Consider the following 20,454-nt stretch of genomic DNA (forward strand, 5'->3'; position numbering starts at 1 on the left):
GTCCAATACTAGTTCCCTTTATCGAACAGCTCCTAAGCTATCGATAAATGCTGCTTTCCAAATTGATTCAACTACTCAGAAAACAACTTTAAATTCACGAGCTTTACCAAATCAAATAAAAGCAATTGGGGTAAATAGATTATTTGACTATAAACAGCTTCAAGGTCTTACTCGTGAAAATATTGGTGATGCTCGCATTTTGCAGGAAAGACAAAAACTTGTTAATGCTGTAGATGGAAATATTACAACTGATATAAAACAATGGATAACGAATCGATATTTTATTGTCGAAAAAGATTGGGCAAAAATTGAAAGGGAAAATTGGAATCAAGTTGTAAAATCATTACCTAAACTAGCACCAAAAGATACTGAGTTAGAGTTTTTATATGTCAAACGTGATTTTGAACCTGTTTTTAAATTAAATGGTAAAGAATGTTATTTAGATGAGCTTTCTAGTGGGTTTAAGTCTTTTTTAGTCATTATCTTTTCTATTGTTGATTGGTGTGAAGGTATATATGAAGACGAAAATGCTTTATTGGAGAATGTACAAGGTACAGTTTTAATTGATGAAATAGACGCTCATTTACATCCTAAATGGCAAATGACCATTATTCGTACTTTAAAAGATTTATTCCCAAAATTGCAATTTATTGTCACAACCCATTCACCGCATGTTATTGCCTCCGCAGAAGCTAATGAAATTATCCGTATTCCTCAGCATAATGGCACGGTAGAATTAAAGCCAGATGCACAATCATATCAAGGTTGGCAACTCGATTTTATTCTGCAAGATGTCATGAATATGAGTAACTTATTTCAGGCAGATGTACAAACAAGCTTAGAAAACCTAAACAAAGCTTATGATGATAATGATTTAGAATCGTATGATAAATACTTAGATGAATTAGAACATTGTCTACACCCAAATGATTCTATTTTAAAAGTCTATCAATTGAAGAAAAGCAACCTTTTGTTGACTCAGCCATGATAAAAATCACAAGAACACCTGAACCTGATATTCTCAAACAGAATAAGCAACAATGGACACAAACATTAGTCGATTTGATAGATGAACATGGTAGTTATGCCAACATTCCCAATAATGAGAAGAATAATGCAATTCAACACTATCGGCATGAAGAAATAAAACAGGATATTCAAGCATTTTCTTATGATAAATGTGTCTATTGTGAATCTAAAATCAGTCATGTTGCCTCATCCCATATTGAACATTTCTATCCTAAATCACTTTATCCTCAAGGTACATTTGACTGGGAAAATCTATTTTTAGCCTGTCCAAGTTGTAACCAAAGCAAAGGCAATTTTGATACAAAGCAAAACCTTATTGTCAATCCAGCAAAAGACAATCCTGAAGATTTCTTTATTTACCGTGATTTAATGCTAGAACCAATACCTGATAGCCCTGATAAACAAAAAAGCCAACAAACAATCACAGCCTGTGATTTAAACAGAGTTGTTTTAGTTAGACAAACTGCTGAGATATATTGCCAACTACTGGATAATAAAGAAAGACTATCAGAAAGTTTAAGTGAATATTTTGAATTAAAAAAAGACTTTGCAAAAGAAAAACGTTTGCTAAGAATTAGAAATGCTGTCGATAATTTACGATTACTTGCACAAGATCAAGAAAGTTACGCAGGATTTGTACGTTACTTCATTTATAAAAGTAAACATGGCGAACCGATTCGAAAAGCAATTGAATTGATTAAGAGCAATGATGCTCAAAATGACTTTATTTAACCAAAACTTCTAACAACATGTTGTGAAGTGGCTCTATAATCTATTGACACCATAAATTTTTAGCTCGTTATCAAATTCTGAGGCTGCTTTCTTCACTTCTTTTACAGCCTCTCAGCGTAGTAACAAACTAAATTCCTGTAAAGTAACTCGTTTCTAATTTCCTTTTGAAGTTGATAATAAGCGGTACTTGGACTTGATCTGAGTGCCGCTTTTTTTATTTTAATAATGTTGTTTCTTGACCACAAAGTCGGCGAATTATTTGCACGTCAATGGACATTAGTTATAAAAATTGTCAAAATCATAAAATAAATAACAGGATATAAAGCATGTTACGCATTGTCCAGCTCACCGACATTCACATTGATACGCCAGAAAAACCCTATTATGATATTGATGTCAAAGGTAAATTTATTAGAGCTTTAGAACAAATAACAACTTATGCAGACATAGATTTATTAGTCATTTCAGGTGATTTGGCGGCACATTATGGTGAAATAGAATCTTATCAATGGGTGGCAAAACAATTAAGTCGTTTGGATATACCCTACATTGTAATGGCAGGTAATCATGATGATATAAATAATATGCAACAAGTCTTTGATATAGATGAAAATAGTATTTACGATGGGATGCTATATTTTAGAAGAGAAGTGAAAGGGTTTCCCTTATTATTTTTAGATACCGCCAGTTATGTATTGTCACAAATCCAATTAGATTGGTTAAAACAACAACCTCAAATACCCAGTTTATTATTTATGCACCATCCGCCTATTTTCTGCAATTGTACTTATATGGATGCTAAATACCCATTACAAAACCAGGACGAGGTTTGGCCTCAATTGATTCAACTACATCATATTGAACATATTTTTTGCGGACATTACCACACGGCACGTACCATCTACAAAGACCAAAAAGCGATTCATATCACTCCTTCCAGCATGATGCAAATTGCAACCCGTACACAACATTTTGCTACTGCGAATTATCACCCCGGTTGGCGCATTATTGAATGGGATGGCAAGCAACTCAACACTTTTGTTGAATATGCAGGCGTGATGGTGTAAAGCCTTATCTCTAAAGGTGAGCAAGCTCTACTTGGACTATTCAACCAAAAAATAACGAACGGCGGCAATCACTTTTTCACTAGGCAACTCGGTTAAACAGCGGCTTTCGCTCATACGATGTCGTTCACAGCCTTCTTGATGACAAGGAATACAATCTGCTTGACCTTGTAGTAAATAAATATTATTCACTTGTTGTGAGCCCGTTGCTTGAAATGGAGTATCTTGAGAATCATAATTAGATGGGAAAGGTGCCCATTTGACAGGATTGGTAGGGCCAAATAAGGCAATAGTGGGAATTGAAGTTGCCGCAGCAAGATGAGTCACAGCAGTATCAGGGCCTACATAAACTTTTCCATATTTCAATAACGTCGTAATATGCTTAAATACCAATTTTCCTGCTAGATTAATGACATGTTGTGGTTTATCCGCTAATACTTGCTGAATATAATCCAGTTCTTCAGAGCCATCACTGCCTGTGATAATCACTTTTAAGCCTAATTGCCCTAGCTCATGAATTAATGCTTGCCAACCTGAAATTGTCCAATATTTATATTTCCATCGTGGTACTAAATGTAGCACCGCATAATCCGTTTTTTCCAAATTAAAATCAAGCACTTGTTGCAATATATCATCTTGGGCTTGAGGCGGCACAACCTTATAGCTTCTTGGAATTTCTAACAAATCTACTAATTGTAAATTTTGTAACACGGTATGCTGATTTTTATCATCAAATATAGTCCAATACTGGGCAATCCAATATTTCCAACCTTCTTGTAAACGATACTCAGGTACAACATTCACTCGACGCGAAGCCGCTAGCCAAGCATATAAACTGGGTTTATCGCCCGTCTGGGTACTAATAGCTAAATCATAACGACGGAAAATACTTTGTACAAATTGTTTATGTTGTTGAAAATTTGGTTTTTCTGGAATTTCTAATAAGTGATTTATATCTGGATTGCCATCTAACATGCCACCTTTATTTTCAAATACAATGACATCGATTTCAGCATCGGGATAGGCTTGGCGCAAGCTATTAAGCAAAGGTGTAACCAACAATACATCACCGATTTGGCGCATAGAAATGACAACAATTTTATTGGCAGGGAATTTCATATCCAGTTGATACCTAGCACATGTTCAATATAGGATTTGACGTTATTATTATTGGTTTTAGTATCACCTTTAAAGTGCATGATAGATTTTTGCTTTAGTTGTTGAGGCGTGTATTCAATACCTTTAATCGGTGTGAAATTGTATTGTTCAGAAGGTAATAACGAAACTTTAATCTCATCGAGCTGAAGCTGTGCATGTTCAAGTTCTAGTATATCAACAATTTGAGGATTGATTAATATTCCTAGTGATAATTGACCACCACGCCATGCCCGAATACCTTTAGGATAATAGCTCTTAACTGCGGCTTCTTGTTCAAGTTGGTAAAAACAATCGAGCAATTTATCATGAAAACGACGTGCACCCATGCCTTGCTTAGCGAAAATAACCCCTTCGTTATAAGGCATAATAGGATATAACCTAAAGGTGACTCCAATATCAAAATCATCGTTGAAAATGGTGCTAATATCTTGATTAAAAATAATATCAGCATCTATAAAAACCGTGTCTGCATTGAATTGGTCTGATTTCAGATATTCATGACGTAAGCGCATTCTTTCATACATAGGATGCTCTGAATTGACATCACAGCGCACCAGCTCATCAATTGCAGACATGCGGCTTTCATCAAAAATTGTTGCTTCATCTGTATATAAAAATATTTTACCTTGTGGCATGAAATGTCGAGCAACATGGGCACTATTGTAAATAATACTTTTATAATCAGTTTTTTTGCCAAATGCAGGTGTTTTTTTAGAATCTACATGAAAGTAAATAATATTAATCGGCTTATTATTCTGTTTTTGTTGTAATTTAAATCTATCAGGTTTATTTATGACCTTAAGTGCCTTCCGTTGGATTGGGATATTTATTTTTGATATGGCTACTTCTTGCTGAGTTAATGTTAATTTTTGATGATGTTCTGTGTTCTCAGGGCATAGTTTGGTAGCTTTCTCATAATAGAAAATCGCTTTATCAAATTGATTAAGTGCTCGATGGGCGTGGCCAAGATTAGCGCATAAATCACAATCATTGGGATTAATTGAATAAGCCTTATTGAGCAACTCAAAGCTGTGTACATACTGCTCTTGCAAAATAGCAATAATGCCCAAAATGCGCAAAATGGTTGGATGGTTTGGCAATACACTGAATAACTGCAAACCAGCTTGTTTTGCTTGCTCTATCTGACCTGATTGATATTTTTGAATAAAAACCTGAAAAGCATGCTCAATTTGTTGTTTAGTTGGCATATTTACCCGCTGCAAAAGAAATAGATTCTATGGCTTAAAAATGCTAAAAGTCAAATCAAATCCCAAAAGGCTTGCATGTTTCCAAAATCATGTATCACAAACTATGTATAAAGCGTTGGATGGCTTTAAGATAGGAATTTCGCCCCGGACTATATAAACGGGCATGACCTCCTTCAGGTATAAAAAATAGCTGTTTCGGTTGTTTAGCGGCTTTATACAGTTGTTCGCTCATATAATGTGGCACTAACTCATCTGCTGTACCATGTAAAAATAAAATAGGGGCTTGAATATGTTTGACTTTTTTCAAAGAATTGAATTTTTCGGTCAACATTAAGTTAACAGGTACATAATTCATCCAGCCTATTTGCCTAATCGTGTCAGCCATTGAAGTGAATGAACTCTGAATAATCACGCCACCAACTTCTGGTTCTTGGGTTGCAAGATGAATGCTCACTGCGCCGCCCAGTGATTCACCATAAATAATAATATCTTTGGGGTCAATACCTTTAGTTTTAGTAAGATAGTTCCATGCTAATTTTGCATCATCATAGAACTGCTGTTCTTTAGGATAACGACCTTTACTTTTACCATAACCTCGATAGTCACAGGTGAAAATAGAAAAGCCCAGTTGGCGAAATCCTTTCATACGGTTTAAATAACTGCCTTTGTTATACCCTGCTCCCGTAAAATATAAAATGGTTTTAGGTTGTTTTAAAATATTAGCAGGTTCTTCAGGCAAAATAATATGCTGATGGGTATTTGGATTGGGGGCAGGAATATGCCAACAATGCAGATAATCCGCTGTATTTTTTACAGAGATATTCACATCTTTATAAGGCATATTAAATAAAGGATGTTTAGGAGATAAATTGAACAAGGGTGTTGGACTATAAATAAACTGACGTTGCCCAAGAAACACAACAAGACAAAAGATTAAATAGCTTGTTCCACTACCTATGCTCAGATAGGTTAATAATCGAGGTAACATCAGCATGAGTAGAGGGTTTCTAGTGAATAATATTAGGCTGAAAGTCTGTCGTATTTTTGTATGGATTGCAAGTTGTTTGCGTTGAAAAATGTGGTGGGAAAAGAGCTGCCAACCAAAGCCAGCAACTCTCCAAATCATGATTATTTATTTTCGATTTTAATTGTAGGGAATTTGGCTGCGTAATTCTTCGATTGTAAAGATAATTTTGCACCCACGCCACGTGCAATTTCACGATATATTTCACCAATACGGCTATCAGGATCAGCAATGACCGATGGGTTTCCACTATCCGCATTTTTACGAATCTGGGTATCTAATGGCAATGATCCCAGCAAACTGACACCACTTTCTTCTGCCATTTTCAGGCCGCCACCTTCACCAAAAATATGTTCTTCATGACCACAGTTACTACAAATATGGATGCTCATGTTTTCAACCACACCTAATACAGGCACGTTGACTTTTTCAAACATTTTCAGACCTTTACGTGCATCTAATAATGCAATATCTTGAGGGGTCGTTACAATAACCGCGCCACTAACAGGAATTTTTTGTGCCAAAGTGAGTTGGGTGTCACCTGTACCGGGTGGTAAATCAATCACTAAATAATCTAAATTACTCCATAATGTATCGCGTAACAATTGCTCTAAAGCCTGTGTCACCATAGGCCCACGCCAAATCATCGGGGTTTCTTCTTCGATCATGTAACCGATAGACATTGATTGCAAACCATGTCCCATGACAGGATTTAAATGTGTACCGTCTGCAGCAGGTTGCGGTTTTTCATTCACACCCAACATTCTAGGCTGGCTAGGTCCGTAAATATCTGCATCCAATAAACCAACATTTGCGCCTTCAGCTTGTAGAGCCAATGCCAAGTTAACCGCTGTGGTTGACTTACCAACACCGCCTTTACCAGATGCCACTGCAATAATATTTTTCACACCTTCAATCGGCTTTACACCTTGTTGTACCGAATGAGAGATAACTTTATTAATAATACTCACATTAACGGTTTCAATACCATCAACGGTTTTAACACATTTGCTGAGTTCATCCGCTAAAGTCTGATTATAACCTGCAGTTGGATAGCCAAACTTCACCTCAATAGAGACTTGGCTGCCTTCGATTTTAATCTCTTTTACCGCATTGGCTGTAACTAAATCTTTACCTAAATAAGGGTCTGTGTAAGCTTTTAGAGCCGTTTCTATTTGTTGCTTATCAGCCATGCAATATCCTCCAGTGGTTAATGGTGATGGGGTTTCACTAAAGCTAACTAATTTGGGATAAATAAGTAAAATTCAATATACTTAAATATGTTTAGAACATGACAAACTCTATTCATAAACTGACTTTAGGTTGAAGTACAAGCCGATCATTCATTTTCTGGTGTCATACTATTTCGGACATATTATGATAATAATGAATAATTCAATTAAGATAATACGCCTTTTTTGATGACGACATTGTACAATAGAGGTTTATTCTGCTTGTTGGAGTGGTTTTCGTGAGTGATGATTTTTTACCGTTTGCAAAGCCTTGTATTGGTGAAGAAGAAATTAACGAAGTTGTAGATACATTGCGTTCAGGTTGGTTAACCTCTGGGCCCAAAACTAAGCAATTTGAGCAAGCCTTTGTTGATTATTTTCAAGTCCCTTATGCGTTGGCAGTTAACTCATGTACGGCTGGATTGCATTTAGCTCTTGAAGCAATAGGCATTCAAGCGGGTGATAAAATTATTACTACACCCTATACGTTTACTGCAACGGCGGAAGTGATGCGCTATTTAGGGGCTGACCCTGTTTTCGTTGATATTGACAGACACACATTTAATATAGATGTGAATCAGCTAGAAGCGGTTTTAAAAGCTGAACCCAATATCAAAGCGATTATACCCGTACATTTTGCAGGTCAGGCCTGTGATATGGATGTGATTTTAGATTTAGCCCAGCAATATGGATTAAAAGTGATTGAAGATGCAGCCCATGCACTGCCCAGCACTTATAAAAATCGTAAAGTGGGTACGTTAGGTGATATTACCGTTTATAGCTTTTACGTCACCAAACCTGTTGCTACGGGTGAAGGCGGGATGATTGTGACATCTAACCCAGAATATGCACAACGCATTAACACCATGCGCTTACATGGCATTAACCGTGATGTTTTTGACCGCAGTCAATCATCACAGCCAAGTTGGTATTATGAAATTGTCGCTCCAGGTTTCAAATACAATATGAGTGACATCATGGCCGCGATTGGGATTCATCAATTTGCCAAAATGGAGCTATTTGCTCAACAACGAGAAGCCATTGCACGCCAATATTCACACGGGCTGATCGGTTTGCCACTTAAAACGCCCGAACGACAATATCCTTGTGACAGCCAACACGCTTGGCATTTATATGTTTTGCAATTAGATTTAGAAAAATTATCTATTAATCGTAATGAATTTATTGAGCAATTGGCGCAGCATGGTGTCGGTGCAAGTGTGCATTTCATTCCATTGCATCTTCAGCCATATTGGCAACAGCGTTACCAGTTTCAGCCTCAAGATTTTCCTATTGCTTTGGATGCTTATCAACGGGCAGTAAGCTTGCCAATTTATCCAAGCATGAATGAGGATGATGTGAATAAGGTCATTACTGTGGTGAAAACAATTTGTCATCATTTCACTGTAAAAAATAATCCGTAGTTGGATAAAAATCAAATCAGCGTAGAGTCAAGAACAGAATCATTTTTTAGTAATAGAAATCTCTGACAACTGCATAGTCGTTTTATTCTAAGATGATGGTAGGACTACCAGTCCTAATGCCCAGAACGAAATTGGCTATAGCAACATGACTCTACAAGAACAATTTAAGAAATTAAAAAGAGCCTATTCCAATCTATTGTTTAAGTTTGTTCGCGTATTTTAAATCAACAGATTTATTTCTAAAACCAAGGATTTAGACTTTGATAAACTTAGATTTTTTGTATGCTGTTAGTAAGTTAAGCTACTAATTTTATAGTGTTAAATCTGATGTCAAACAAAAATAATTTACTTTCTCTAAGTATATAATATGAAAATAAGCCTCCAATCTTTAGAATCTCAAAAATTATCAAACCAAGCCAAAACCTATTTACAAGCGGGTCATAAACAAAAAGCACTTAAGTGCTATATTCAAGCGGTTAATCTTGATAATACATAGCCTGCTTGGGTTTACAATGATTTAGGCAGTTTATTTTTAGAACAAAACCGATTAAATGAAGCAAAGGCCTGTTTTGAGATACTAAAAACTAATTATCCAGAACAATTTTTTGGTTATCAAGGTTTGGCTAAAGTGGCTCAAAAAAGTCAATTGTGGAAAGTTTCACTTGGCCATTGGGATGAATGCCTGTCACGCTTTCCTTCAGAAAAACAAATGGATTGGTTAATCAATAGAGCTGAAGTGCTACTGTGTTTAGATAGATATACCGAAGCTGAAACTGCTTTTAGCACGCTTATCCAACATTTTCCAAATACCTATGAAGGTTATTCAGGGTTAGGACTTATTGCTCAAAACCTTAAAAATTGGGAGTTGGCTTTAAAATATTGGAATTTTTGTATTCAACATTTTCCCGACAAAAAATTATGGGTTGCAAATTGGCTAGCCTATAAGGCTAAAGCCCTGCGTGAATTAGGCCATACTGTTGAGCAAAGAACCAAAACCCAAAAGCACAATCTAAATTATTCATCTCTACTGATTATCACCTATGGCCGCACGGGTTCAACTTTATTACAAGGTGTTTTAAATTCGGTTGATGGTGTCTTGATTCGAGGTGAAAATAATAATTTAATATTTCATTTGTTTCAGAGTTATAAAACCATTCTCCAAAACAAACAAGAACAAAAATACGAGAATAAAGCTGTAGCTGCATCAAATCACCCATGGTATGGTGCTAATCTACCTGATGAGTCATTATTTTTAAACCATATTCAAAGTATGCTACATGACTTGTTATTAGCAGATAAAATCGCAGATTCTAATATTGAATGTTATGGATTTAAAGAAATTAGATATATTGATATAGCTGAGAATTTGCTGGAATATCTTGATTTTTTAAATAAGGTCTTCCCTAATGTGGCTTTTATCTTTAACACACGTCAGATTGATGATGTAATGAAAAGTGGCTGGTGGAAAAACCAGTCTCCTGAAGAAATTAAGCATAAAATGACTCAAATAGAGCACCTGTTTAATCAATATGCTGAAACTCATGCTAATTGTTTTCAAATTTGTTATGAAGATGTTGTTGCTAACGGTGATAAAGTACAAGCGTTATTTGAATTCATTGGTGCAGAATATTCTTCATCTCAAATAGATCAAGTATTATCAATTCCTCACAGCTGTAACCCAACTCAAGAACATATTCAATCCTTATTTGAGAAAAAATAATCTAAAACCTGATTTTGAAAAATATAGATATAACAATAAATCTATAAAAATAACTGTATATCAATCACTTGAGCTAATGCAAGAACAATGAACTTAGAGCAATATTCATGAGTAATTTTGACCAAGCTGTTGAACGCCGTAATACCGATAGTATTAAATGGAATCATTATGAAGCTGATGTGCTGCCAATGTGGATTGCAGACATGGATTTCCAATCACCACAGCCCATTATTGATGCCTTACAAGCTCGGGTCAGCGAAGGACATTATGGTTACGGACATGATAATCAAGAGCTGATTGAGCTCATCTGTGAACGAATGCAACGTCTTTATCAATGGACAGTACATCCTGATGAAGTGATTTCATTACCGGGATTGGTCAGTGGTTTCAATGTCGCGTGCCGAGCAATTGGTGAACAAGGTGACGCGGTGTTAGTCCAAACCCCTGTTTATCCGCCATTTCTGAGTGCACCTACTAATCAACAACGTCGATTAAATATTGCGGAACTGGTTTTACAAACAAGCAATGGATTTTTAGATTATTCTATTGATTTTGATGATTTCAAGAAAAAAATACAAGATAAAACCCATTTATTCATTTTATGCCATCCACACAATCCAATCGGTCGAGGCTTTTCAGAATCCGAACTCACACAAATGGCAGACATCTGTTTACAAAATAACACCGTAATTTGTTCTGATGAAATTCATTGTGATTTGATTTTAGAAGGAGAACATCAGCCTTTTGCGAGTTTGTCCCCTGAAATTGCTCAGCAAACAATCAGCCTTTTCGCACCGAGTAAAACTTATAATATTGCAGGTTTGGGCTACAGTTTTGCCATTATCCAAAATCCACAATTGAAACGTTTATATAAACAAGCTATGTCGGGCATTGTGTCGTATGCCAACACCTTGAGTGTGATTGCATCATTGGCCGCTTACAAATATTGTGATGATTGGCTGCAAGATTTAATCATTTATTTGCGTGAAAATCGTGACTTTGCGGTGAATTATATTCAGCAAAAACTACCACAGATTAAAACCACCAATCCGACAGCCACTTATTTATTATGGTTAGATTGTCGTGAGCTGGCTTTGGATCATCCCCATCATTTCTTCTTAAATCAAGCAAAATTAGCGTTAAGTGATGGCAAAACCTTTGGACAAACTGGCGAAGGCTTTATGCGTTTAAACTTTGGTTGTTCGCGCCAAGTTTTAACTGAAAGTTTAGACCGAATGTATCAAGCAGTGCAAAATTGAGTTATTATTTAAAGTGATGAGGATGAGATAGAGGGTATTTTCATGTGTTTAGGTATTCCAATGCAGATTGCTGAAATTGATGGGTTTAATGCGCGTTGCACGGCAAAAGGCGTTGAAAGGGATGTCAGTTTATTTATGCTCCAACATGAAGATTTAGCCAGTGGTGATTATGTGATGGTGCATGTGGGTTATGCGATTCAAAAAATGACTGAGCAAGATGCCACCTCGACATGGGAGTTGTTGGACGAAATTTTAAGCATAGAAGACGAGGCTCTCAATCGTGCATGAGTTGTCTATCTGCCAAGCATTGATGAACCAAGTTGGGGCTGTGGCTACACAACACCAAGCAACTAAAGTCACCAGTGTCACGGTGCACGTGGGTGTGCTTAGCGGAGTTGAGCCTGAATTATTAGCGCAAGCATTCACGATTGCCCGCGCGGGTACAATTGCGGAACAAGCTGAATTAATCACCGAAACCTTGCCGATAAAGGTGCGTTGTCGTCAATGTGGTGCAGAAACTGAAGCCAGCGCTAATCGTTTATTATGTGCTGAATGTGGTGACTGGCAAACCCAATTGATTAGTGGTGAAGAGCTACTGCTTGCCAGTGTTGAATTAGAAGGAATATAACAAAAAAATGCTAGAACCTATAATTCATCTTTATAACCAAGTTGTTGCAAAGCTTCCTCACTATTACTCCAGTTTTCTTTGACTTTAACCCACAGTTGTAAAAAGGTTTTGCGTCCGAGTAATTCATTAATATCCTTACGTGCAGCCTCACCAACCGCTTTTAATTTCTGGCCTTGCTTACCGATAATAATGCCTTTTTGCGAAGGTTTTTCCACCCATACCACACTGCTGATGTGCAACAGGCCATCATCTTCTTGCTTAAAATACTCGGTTTGCACTGTTAAACGATAAGGCAATTCAGCCCCCAAAGTACGTACTAATTTCTCTCGTACAATTTCAGCCACTAAAAACCGCTCACTACGATCAGTGATCTCATCTTCGCCAAAGATATGGATATTAGACGGTAACAATTCGATAATTTTCTGCTCTAATTCCTGCAAATTATCGTTTCTTAAAGCTGAAACGGGGAAAATATCCGAAAATTCATAATGTGCCGACACTTCTTGTAAAAAAGGCAATAATTTAGATTTGGATTGCAGCTTGTCAATTTTATTGATTGCTAAAATCACAGGTTTGCGGATATGGCCTAATAATTTTAAAACTTGTTTGTCTTGTTCTGTCCATTGCATCGCCTCAAGCAACCATACCACCACGTCCACGTCTTCAATACTTGATGATGCCGTGCGATTTAAGTAACGGTTCATAGCCGTATGACGATCTTGATGTAAACCTGGTGTGTCCACGTAAATAATTTGATTGTCACCTTCAGTTTTAATACCTAAAAGACGATGACGAGTGGTTTGTGGTTTGCGCGAGGTAATACTGAGCTTTTGCCCCAACAAGTGATTGAGTAAGGTTGATTTTCCCACATTCGGGCGGCCAATAATTGCGACATAACCACAGCGTGTATTCATAAACAGGTTTTCCAATTGATGCTTGTTATTCAGCTCATTATATACTATTTCAGATAAGACGCTGTTGCGTAGCATGAGAAAGCAAATAAATGAATGGACAGGCAATGGAAACAAGGTTGATGAGATGATTTGCAATGACTAACTCAAGTGACGCAAAGTGTATTACAGAAGGCTAAAAACCACATTATTAAATACAATTGGGTTGAGGTAAATATCGCCTAGCTTGTTTAAATATCTGTAAAAAAGCGGGCGTAATATTTTGTTATCCAGCTTGATACAAGTGCACACTTAACAACATTCTTGCTCAACTTGCCATAATAAACCCAGTGCCTCATCATTTTTACATGTCTCAAAATAAGCCTGTAAGTTATTCATTTGACTACCTATAAAATACAAATTATCATGCTGCATTTTCATTTGTTGAGCACGTTTTTGTTTAAAATAAATTTGCCATTGTTCATCGCCATTGTTTTGAGATATATGGTTTTCTAACATTTCGATGAGTTGATTGGCATTGGCATCACAATGGATACCTTCAAAACTGACATAGCGATCTGCAGTGGCTGTACTCATTGCTCTTCTCCTGATGAAACATATTCAGAAGTATATCTATTAGATTTTGAAAATTCTGTCAGCTAGCTGACACACCAACCATTAAGGCCTCTAAATATGGAATATCAAGCAAGATTAAATATTGGCGGTTGACACGTTTTAGTATTTTATCTTTAATCATTCGATTCATTAAGGTTGATAAAGTTTGACGTGATGTGCCTAATAAACTGGCTAATATTTCGGTATTACCGATCAATTCTATGGTTGTTGATTTTTGTTGATTTTTGTTGATGGTATTCTGTTAACAAATAACGAGCAAAACGTGATTCAACGGAACGAAATGCTAAATCTTCAATAATATCAATCGTATTATGTAACATCATTCCAATTTCTTGCATGGCTTCAATAGCAAATTCGGGTCTCATTGTCATTAATTTTTTCAATTGGCTTAATGGCCAGCTTGTGATTTGAGTTTCACTCATTGCCTTAATCCAAGCACGAGTGTGAGTAACATATAAGCTGTTTTCCCGTAAGTAGCCAATAGTCAATTCTTTATTATCAGCCCATAAAAAAATTCTTGCTTGCCCTGTTTGTACAATAAAGAAACGATTAGCTGTTTTATCTGGATATGAAATAATCTCACCAGCGATATAACTTTGTGTTTGCCCTTCACTTAATTCTGCTAACCAAGCATTGCTATTATGCTGCATAGTGACTCCAAGCAATTGAATATAATATTAGTGTAACCAGCTATTTAAGCCTTGCCAACCTATACGGTTATAGTCAATTCTAATTAACTCACCTTACGCAAATAACTGATTAATTTAAAAATTACAATAATTCTATTATATTTTACTTAACTTGGGTTATTCAATGGTTCAGACACTTTTTATAACTACTTGTTTTTTTAATATATTTCAAACTCCCAGTCAAAATAAAAATATTTGTTTTTCAAATGGTTACAATTTCAGACAATGGAAATTTTCAAAAACTGTCCGAAGTATTGGTTATTAAAAGAATCAAAACAGGATCGAGCAACCCCAGTTAGCTTCTGAGGCAACTCGATCATGGATAATTTACCTTACACTAATGTTTTCATCATCAACATTTTGTGGAATGTGAGTTAATATTTTTTATCTAAAATGATGGCGCACAAACACTCATCGGTTGAGTTGGATGCGGTACGAAATGAATCAGGTAAACCAATTTGCAAGCCCACATACAGACTTAAGAATATAGGAGCTAGTTCAGGTTCAATACCCATACACAACATCATAGGTCCCCCAAAAATCACTAACTCACCCGGAATACCCGGAATACCATACGCAATTAAAAACACAATCGGAATACTCAATAATAATTGCAATACTGAAATTTCGACACCGATAATTTGCGCAACCAAGCCCGTCATCAAAAATACGTTAATAATCGTACCGTTAATATTCAAAAAGGAGCCTGTACCGACAACAAATTGCCGTACTTCATCACGAATATCAGGGCAGAATTTTTTCACCATATATAAATTCAAAGGCGTTGCTAATGCTTCAGAAGATGTCGCCCATAACAAAGGATAAACTTTAATCCAATACTCTGAAAAATACTGACGAATTGAAAACGAAGGCATGTGTTTTTTAGTCAATGCCAATAAGCCTGCGTGCCAAAAACCACAAGCAACCCCTGTCATCAAAGCCCCTAAAACATAAATCAAAATCATGCCTAATGACGAAGTAATATCAAAATCAATCCATAAAATAGTGACGATACCAAACTGCTTAGCAGCAATCTCTGCTCCCACTTCCTTGGTGATGACTTCTGGTAAAATCGTGACATACGCCCCAATACCCAACATCATAAATGGAATGATAGGCACAATAAAACGTCCTAAATATTCCACTAAATCAACCCCATGTGATAATGTTCTTGCTAGAGGTTTAATTTGTAATGCAATCAGTACCGTTGCCAGTGCCGCATAAACTGCATGAAAATAAACACTATGGGTTAACATCCAAATTAAAGATTGCATCGACTCTGTAAAAGCTTGCATAAAACTGGCATTGCTGGAATAAAGCGGTAATCCAAAAATCAGCGCGGTAAATCCAACTGCATATAAACAAGCCAATAAACGTGCAATGGCGAACCAGCGAATCGTATACCCAGCAAAACCTTTATTACCTGATTCAGACGAAAATAATTTAATTAAGGTTGGGGTTAAAATTAGATAAATAGCAACGGGGGCAATATAACTGTAGCTATCGATAAAGCCTTCCATTAGCCCACTGATATAATAAGCAAAATCGCTAGATTGATCCGCCCAGAATACACCTATAAATAAAAACACAATTGAAAGCCAAGGCAAATGTCGCTCAACCAAAGTAAGAAAATTGTCTAAAGTTTGCTGCATGAACGTTTCCTTAAGATAAATATTTTAGTGATAGCCCGCCAAGAATAAGATAATTAGCTGAATTATTATTAAACTACATTGTTCATTAACTCTGATTTTTCAGCGGCAAAATACTAACATATTTTTGTAAAACAATGTAATTCAAACTTTCACATATTATCTTTGCTGTAACACACAATATGGAATAAGCCATAATTAGTGCAAAAGTTTTTTCAAAGCAAGTAATTAAGCTTGAGCAATTGTGCACATTGTTGCTTTTTTACCACGATTTACTACCGTTTATCTATTGTTTTAACGCTTATCACTTGATTTTTTTAGAAAAATTACTTATTATTCACAGGTTATGAATATTAAAAATGCACTCACTTTTATTTTTTGTTCACTATGCTTAGCGGGCTGTAACACATTAGCTCCTAAGTTTACGCCTGAAATGGTGACAAGTTTTGCGGCTCAATCAAGTTTTAGTTTTCAACAGGCCATCGAAACTGAGAAATCAACAATCATTGAAGAAGTTAAAGAAGATTCTCAAGTTCATAAACAACTTGCTCCACAACCCGAAAAATTCTCAAAAGCGGAATCTCAGGCCGTGGCTATCAGTGGTGATGCTTGGCTATTCCCGTATAAATTAGAAGCACAAACGCCTTTAATATTCCGTGATGTATTAACCACCTATCATTTCCCTTCTGCGGCAGAAATTGAAAAGAATATTGCTAAAAAAGAAGCGGAAAAAGCGGCTAAGAAAAAAGCGATTCAACTGGCTAAAGCAGAGAAAGCAAAAGCTGAACGCAATAAACCTGTTAAAGTTAAAGTAAATGTACGCAGCAGCACCAAACGTAAGCGTCATAAGGGCAAGAGCAAAAATTTGTGGGCTCGTATCCATGATGGTTATTCATTGACTCATGTTTCCCATCCACGTATTGAAGCAGCTATTAAACGCTATACAAAATCTCCTTATTATTTTCCTAAAATTTCCAAACAAGCCAAGCCTTATCTATACCATATCGTTAAAGAAATTGAAAAACGCGGTTTGCCTTTAGAATTGGCATTGTTGCCAGCGATTGAAAGTGCCTATGAGCCTAGTGCTTATTCTCACATGCGTGCAGCAGGGATTTGGCAATTTACCCCAGGGACAGCAAAGCATTTTGGTTTAAAGCAAAACGTTTGGTATGACGAGCGCCGTGACATTATGACATCGACGGATGCAGCACTTGGCTATTTGAAGTATTTGCATAAATTCTTTGATGGCGATTGGTTGCTTGCAATTGGTGCATATAACTGTGGTGAAGGCAATATGCGCAAAGCGATTAGACGTAATAAACGTGCAGGCAAGCCGACTGATTTCTGGTCATTAGATTTACCAAATGAAACAAAAGCATTTGTACCGAAAATTTTAGCAGTAGCACGCGTGGTTGTTGAACCTAAAAAGTATGGTGTCAATGTGAATTACATTCCAAACACACCTTATTTACAAACAGTGGAAATTGATCAGCAAATTGATTTGTCAGTGGCTGCTAAATTTGCAGGGCTTTCAGCTCATGAGTTCAAGCGTTTAAATCCAGGTTATCGCCGTCGTGCCACAGGTCCTAATGGCCCTTATCAATTGGCATTGCCTATTAATAAAGTGGCTAAGTTTAAACGTAAGCTGAAAAAAGTCACGCTGAAGGATTTAATGCCTAATCCTGAATTAGCCAAGTTAGAATTAAAAGTTGGCAAGAAACAGGGAAAACGGGTTAGCAATAAAACGGCTAAAAATGCTAACAAGCGAGTACATACGGTACGTTCTGGTGATAGTTTGTGGGAAATTGCGCGTCAATATCGCGTCACAGTGAGTAAATTAACTCGCTGGAATAAAATCTCTAAACGTCAGACTTTGCGTTTAGGCCAAAAATTGACCATTTGGCAAGACAGTTAATTTCTAACAACAGATAAAAGCCTTGGTGACGAGTGCATTTCCAAGGCTTTTAACTTATCTAAATAAATTTACCCCAAATTATCCAAATACTTCTCAGCATCCAACGCCGCCATACATCCTGTACCCGCTGAAGTCACCGCTTGACGATAAATGTGATCGCATACATCACCTGCCGCAAATACACCTTCCACGCTAGTTGCCGTTGCATTACCTTCAGAACCTGATTTTACTTTGATATAGCCGTTATTCATTTCTAACTGGCCTTCAAAAATGCCTGTGTTTGGTTTATGCCCAATCGCCACGAACACACCCATTAAATCAATATCTTGTGTGCTGTTATCTTGGACGTTTTTCACTCGGATTCCTGTGACACCTGTGTTATCGCCTAACACTTCATCCAATACGTTATTCCACAAGATGGTAACTTTGCCTTCTTTCTGCTTCTCAAATAATTGATCTTGCAAAATCTTTTCAGAGCGTAACGCATCACGACGATGCACCAAAGTGACATGCGAGGCAATATTAGATAAATATAAAGCTTCTTCCACAGCGGTATTACCACCACCGATCACCGCTACTTTTTGATTACGATAGAAGAAACCATCACAAGTGGCACAAGCGGACACGCCTTTGCCTTTAAATGTTTCCTCAGATTCGATACCTAAATACATGGCAGATGCACCTGTGGCAAGAATCAACGCATCACAAGTATATTGTTTTTTACCATCACCATATAAAATGTAGGGCTTGGTTTGTAAATCGACTTTAGTAATCTGATCAAAAATCATTTCGGTTTTGAAACGTTCAGCGTGTTTACGCATATTTTCCATCAAATCAGGCCCTTGAATACCTTCATTTGCGCCTGGCCAATTATCAACATCTGTGGTTGTCGTTAACTGACCACCTTGTTGCATTCCCGTAATGATGACAGGATTTAAATTTGCACGCGCCGCGTAAACCGCAGCCGAATAACCAGCAGGCCCTGAACCTAGAATTAATAACCGACAATGTTTTGCATCACTCATTATTACAACCCCGAATGGAATTATTGAAAATTAAATCAAAACCAAAAGATATGTAGTATAGTACGTTTATGGTCTGTATTCGATAAAGGAGATCGTCATGCATATTGGTATTCCTCGCGAAATAAAAACCCTTGAGGGTCGTGTCGCACTGATTCCTGCTGCTTGTGCTGATTTAGTCGCAAATGGACATGATGTCTTTATTGAAACAGATGCTGGTATTCTTAGTGGGTATCACAATCAGGATTATCAAGCAGTTGGGGTACAAGTTTTACCTTCAGCCCGTGCCGTTTATGAAGCTGCTCAATTGATTTTAAAAGTAAAAGAGCCACTAGGGTCTGAATGGGAATTTTTCCGCTCAGATCATTTGTTGTTTTGCTTTTTGCATTTGGCGGCTGAACCTGAATTGATGCAAGCTCTGTTAGATATTGGATTAACGGCAATTGGATTTGAAACCATTGAGCAAAATGCTGAGCTGCCTTTATTAAAACCAATGAGTATGATTGCAGGGCGTTTAGCCACTCAAGTTGGAGCCACTTTATTAATGCAGCCTCAAGGTGGTCAAGGGGTTTTAATGGGAGGCTTGGGGGCAGGTGTTCGGGGCAATGTGGTTGTGATTGGTGCAGGTATGGCAGGCAGTCAAGCGGCGTTGATGGCTTCGGCAATGGGCGCAAATGTGACCGTATTTGATACCCAATGGGAACGCCTACAATTGATGCAAAGTCAGGCTAATAATATTACCGCATTGTATGCCTATCAAGAATCGATTAAAGAAGTATTGCCACAAACGGATTTACTTATCGGGGCTGTGCTAGTAGTTGGACAGCGTGCGCCACATGTGGTAGATAAGGCCATGATTGAAACTATGCAAGCGGGTAGTGCGGTAATTGACATTTCAGTGGATCAAGGTGGCTGCATTGAAACGACCAAACCCACGACCTATGCGATCCCCACTTATACTTATCATGATGTGACCCATTTTGCAGTAACCAATATGCCAGGTGCAGTGCCACGTACTGCATCGCAAGCTTTATCAGCAGTTTTATTGCCTTATGTGAATCAATTGGCAAAAGAAAGTTGGCGCGATAATTCTGTATTAGTTCAAGGGATTAACGTGGAAAATGGAAAAATTATCCATCCTGCATTGAATGTCTAAATTTATTGGAGTGTGAGCC

General features: G+C 37.1%; 21 protein-coding genes. 11 read left to right on the plus strand and 10 right to left on the minus strand.

Going from position 1 to position 20,454, the window contains the following annotated elements; genetic code table 11:
* From ABXH34_RS04270 to ABXH34_RS04280, 3 genes are all read left to right on the plus strand, one after another.
* A partial coding sequence (locus ABXH34_RS04270) for an AAA family ATPase (RefSeq protein ID WP_353570627.1) occupies positions 1-988 on the plus strand: 988 nt, incomplete at its 5' end.
* On the plus strand, positions 985-1,761 hold the full coding sequence (locus tag ABXH34_RS04275) for a retron system putative HNH endonuclease (protein ID WP_353570628.1): 777 nt from the start codon (positions 985-987) through the stop codon (positions 1,759-1,761). The genes ABXH34_RS04270 and ABXH34_RS04275, both read left to right, overlap by 4 nt.
* A gap of 326 nt (positions 1,762-2,087) precedes the next feature.
* Positions 2,088-2,828, plus strand: a complete 741-nt coding sequence (locus ABXH34_RS04280; protein WP_353570629.1) for a metallophosphoesterase — start codon at positions 2,088-2,090, stop codon at positions 2,826-2,828.
* A gap of 36 nt (positions 2,829-2,864) precedes the next feature.
* Here ABXH34_RS04280 and ABXH34_RS04285 read toward each other — a convergent pair whose 3' ends face one another.
* From ABXH34_RS04285 to apbC, 4 genes are all read right to left on the minus strand, one after another.
* The gene (locus ABXH34_RS04285; protein WP_353570630.1) at positions 2,865-3,944 is read right to left on the minus strand and encodes a glycosyltransferase family 9 protein; all 1,080 of its coding nucleotides are present in this window, start codon (positions 3,942-3,944) and stop codon (positions 2,865-2,867) included.
* Positions 3,941-5,191: a tetratricopeptide repeat protein gene (locus ABXH34_RS04290; RefSeq protein ID WP_353570631.1), complete on the minus strand. Its 1,251-nt coding sequence runs from the start codon at positions 5,189-5,191 to the stop codon at positions 3,941-3,943. The genes ABXH34_RS04285 and ABXH34_RS04290 overlap by 4 nt, the downstream gene beginning before the upstream one ends.
* Before the next feature lie 94 nt (positions 5,192-5,285).
* Positions 5,286-6,185: an alpha/beta hydrolase gene (locus ABXH34_RS04295; protein ID WP_353570632.1), complete on the minus strand. Its 900-nt coding sequence runs from the start codon at positions 6,183-6,185 to the stop codon at positions 5,286-5,288.
* Between the two features lie 134 nt (positions 6,186-6,319).
* Complete coding sequence (apbC, locus tag ABXH34_RS04300) at positions 6,320-7,408, minus strand: iron-sulfur cluster carrier protein ApbC (RefSeq protein WP_353570633.1); 1,089 nt, start codon at positions 7,406-7,408, stop codon at positions 6,320-6,322.
* Between the two features lie 278 nt (positions 7,409-7,686).
* On the opposite strand from apbC, the gene ABXH34_RS04305 reads away from it, so the two are divergent.
* The 6 genes from ABXH34_RS04305 to hypA all read left to right on the plus strand — a co-directional run bounded on the left by ABXH34_RS04305 (position 7,687) and on the right by hypA (position 12,478).
* On the plus strand, positions 7,687-8,871 hold the full coding sequence (locus ABXH34_RS04305; protein WP_353570634.1) for a DegT/DnrJ/EryC1/StrS family aminotransferase: 1,185 nt from the start codon (positions 7,687-7,689) through the stop codon (positions 8,869-8,871).
* A gap of 367 nt (positions 8,872-9,238) precedes the next feature.
* Complete coding sequence (locus tag ABXH34_RS04310; RefSeq protein ID WP_353570635.1) at positions 9,239-9,367, plus strand: hypothetical protein; 129 nt, start codon at positions 9,239-9,241, stop codon at positions 9,365-9,367.
* Between the two features lie 132 nt (positions 9,368-9,499).
* Positions 9,500-10,591 carry a sulfotransferase gene (locus ABXH34_RS04315; protein ID WP_353570636.1) on the plus strand — a complete coding sequence of 364 codons (1,092 nt, stop codon included), beginning with the start codon at positions 9,500-9,502 and terminating at the stop codon, positions 10,589-10,591.
* Between the two features lie 107 nt (positions 10,592-10,698).
* Positions 10,699-11,850 carry a MalY/PatB family protein gene (locus ABXH34_RS04320; RefSeq protein WP_353570637.1) on the plus strand — a complete coding sequence of 384 codons (1,152 nt, stop codon included), beginning with the start codon at positions 10,699-10,701 and terminating at the stop codon, positions 11,848-11,850.
* 42 nt (positions 11,851-11,892) lie between these two features.
* A complete protein-coding gene (locus ABXH34_RS04325) occupies positions 11,893-12,138 on the plus strand; it encodes a HypC/HybG/HupF family hydrogenase formation chaperone (RefSeq protein WP_353570638.1) in 246 nt (81 codons plus the stop codon).
* Positions 12,131-12,478 (plus strand): hydrogenase maturation nickel metallochaperone HypA, encoded by a 348-nt coding sequence (gene hypA, locus ABXH34_RS04330; RefSeq protein WP_353570639.1) that lies wholly within the window; start codon positions 12,131-12,133, stop codon positions 12,476-12,478. The genes ABXH34_RS04325 and hypA overlap by 8 nt, the downstream gene beginning before the upstream one ends.
* Positions 12,479-12,495: 17 nt before the next feature.
* On the opposite strand, the gene era is transcribed toward hypA, so the two are convergent.
* From era to ABXH34_RS04355, 5 genes are all read right to left on the minus strand, one after another.
* A complete protein-coding gene (era, locus tag ABXH34_RS04335) occupies positions 12,496-13,392 on the minus strand; it encodes a GTPase Era (RefSeq protein ID WP_353570640.1) in 897 nt (298 codons plus the stop codon).
* Positions 13,393-13,680: 288 nt separating this feature from the next.
* Positions 13,681-13,965 carry a N(2)-fixation sustaining protein CowN gene (gene cowN / locus ABXH34_RS04340; protein WP_353570641.1) on the minus strand — a complete coding sequence of 95 codons (285 nt, stop codon included), beginning with the start codon at positions 13,963-13,965 and terminating at the stop codon, positions 13,681-13,683.
* A gap of 58 nt (positions 13,966-14,023) precedes the next feature.
* Complete coding sequence (locus tag ABXH34_RS04345) at positions 14,024-14,200, minus strand: helix-turn-helix domain-containing protein (protein ID WP_353570642.1); 177 nt, start codon at positions 14,198-14,200, stop codon at positions 14,024-14,026.
* The gene (locus tag ABXH34_RS04350; protein WP_353570643.1) at positions 14,190-14,654 is read right to left on the minus strand and encodes a Crp/Fnr family transcriptional regulator; all 465 of its coding nucleotides are present in this window, start codon (positions 14,652-14,654) and stop codon (positions 14,190-14,192) included. Before ABXH34_RS04350 ends, ABXH34_RS04345 begins: the two co-directional genes overlap by 11 nt.
* Positions 14,655-15,067: 413 nt before the next feature.
* The gene (locus tag ABXH34_RS04355; protein ID WP_353570644.1) at positions 15,068-16,345 is read right to left on the minus strand and encodes a cation:dicarboxylate symporter family transporter; all 1,278 of its coding nucleotides are present in this window, start codon (positions 16,343-16,345) and stop codon (positions 15,068-15,070) included.
* Between the two features lie 343 nt (positions 16,346-16,688).
* Between ABXH34_RS04355 and ABXH34_RS04360 the strand changes: the two genes are divergently transcribed.
* Positions 16,689-18,257 (plus strand): transglycosylase SLT domain-containing protein, encoded by a 1,569-nt coding sequence (locus ABXH34_RS04360; RefSeq protein WP_353570645.1) that lies wholly within the window; start codon positions 16,689-16,691, stop codon positions 18,255-18,257.
* 68 nt (positions 18,258-18,325) lie between these two features.
* Here the strand turns inward: ABXH34_RS04360 and trxB are convergent, their stop codons facing one another.
* Positions 18,326-19,282, minus strand: coding sequence for a thioredoxin-disulfide reductase (gene trxB, locus ABXH34_RS04365; protein WP_353570646.1), 957 nt, complete (start codon positions 19,280-19,282; stop codon positions 18,326-18,328).
* 97 nt (positions 19,283-19,379) lie between these two features.
* On the opposite strand from trxB, the gene ald reads away from it, so the two are divergent.
* Positions 19,380-20,435, plus strand: a complete 1,056-nt coding sequence (gene ald / locus ABXH34_RS04370) for an alanine dehydrogenase (protein ID WP_353570647.1) — start codon at positions 19,380-19,382, stop codon at positions 20,433-20,435.
* The last annotated feature ends 19 nt before the right edge of the window (positions 20,436-20,454 follow it).

Origin of the sequence: Candidatus Albibeggiatoa sp. nov. BB20 (assembly GCA_016744725.1) — a bacterium.
Lineage (GTDB): Bacteria > Pseudomonadota > Gammaproteobacteria > Beggiatoales > Beggiatoaceae > Albibeggiatoa.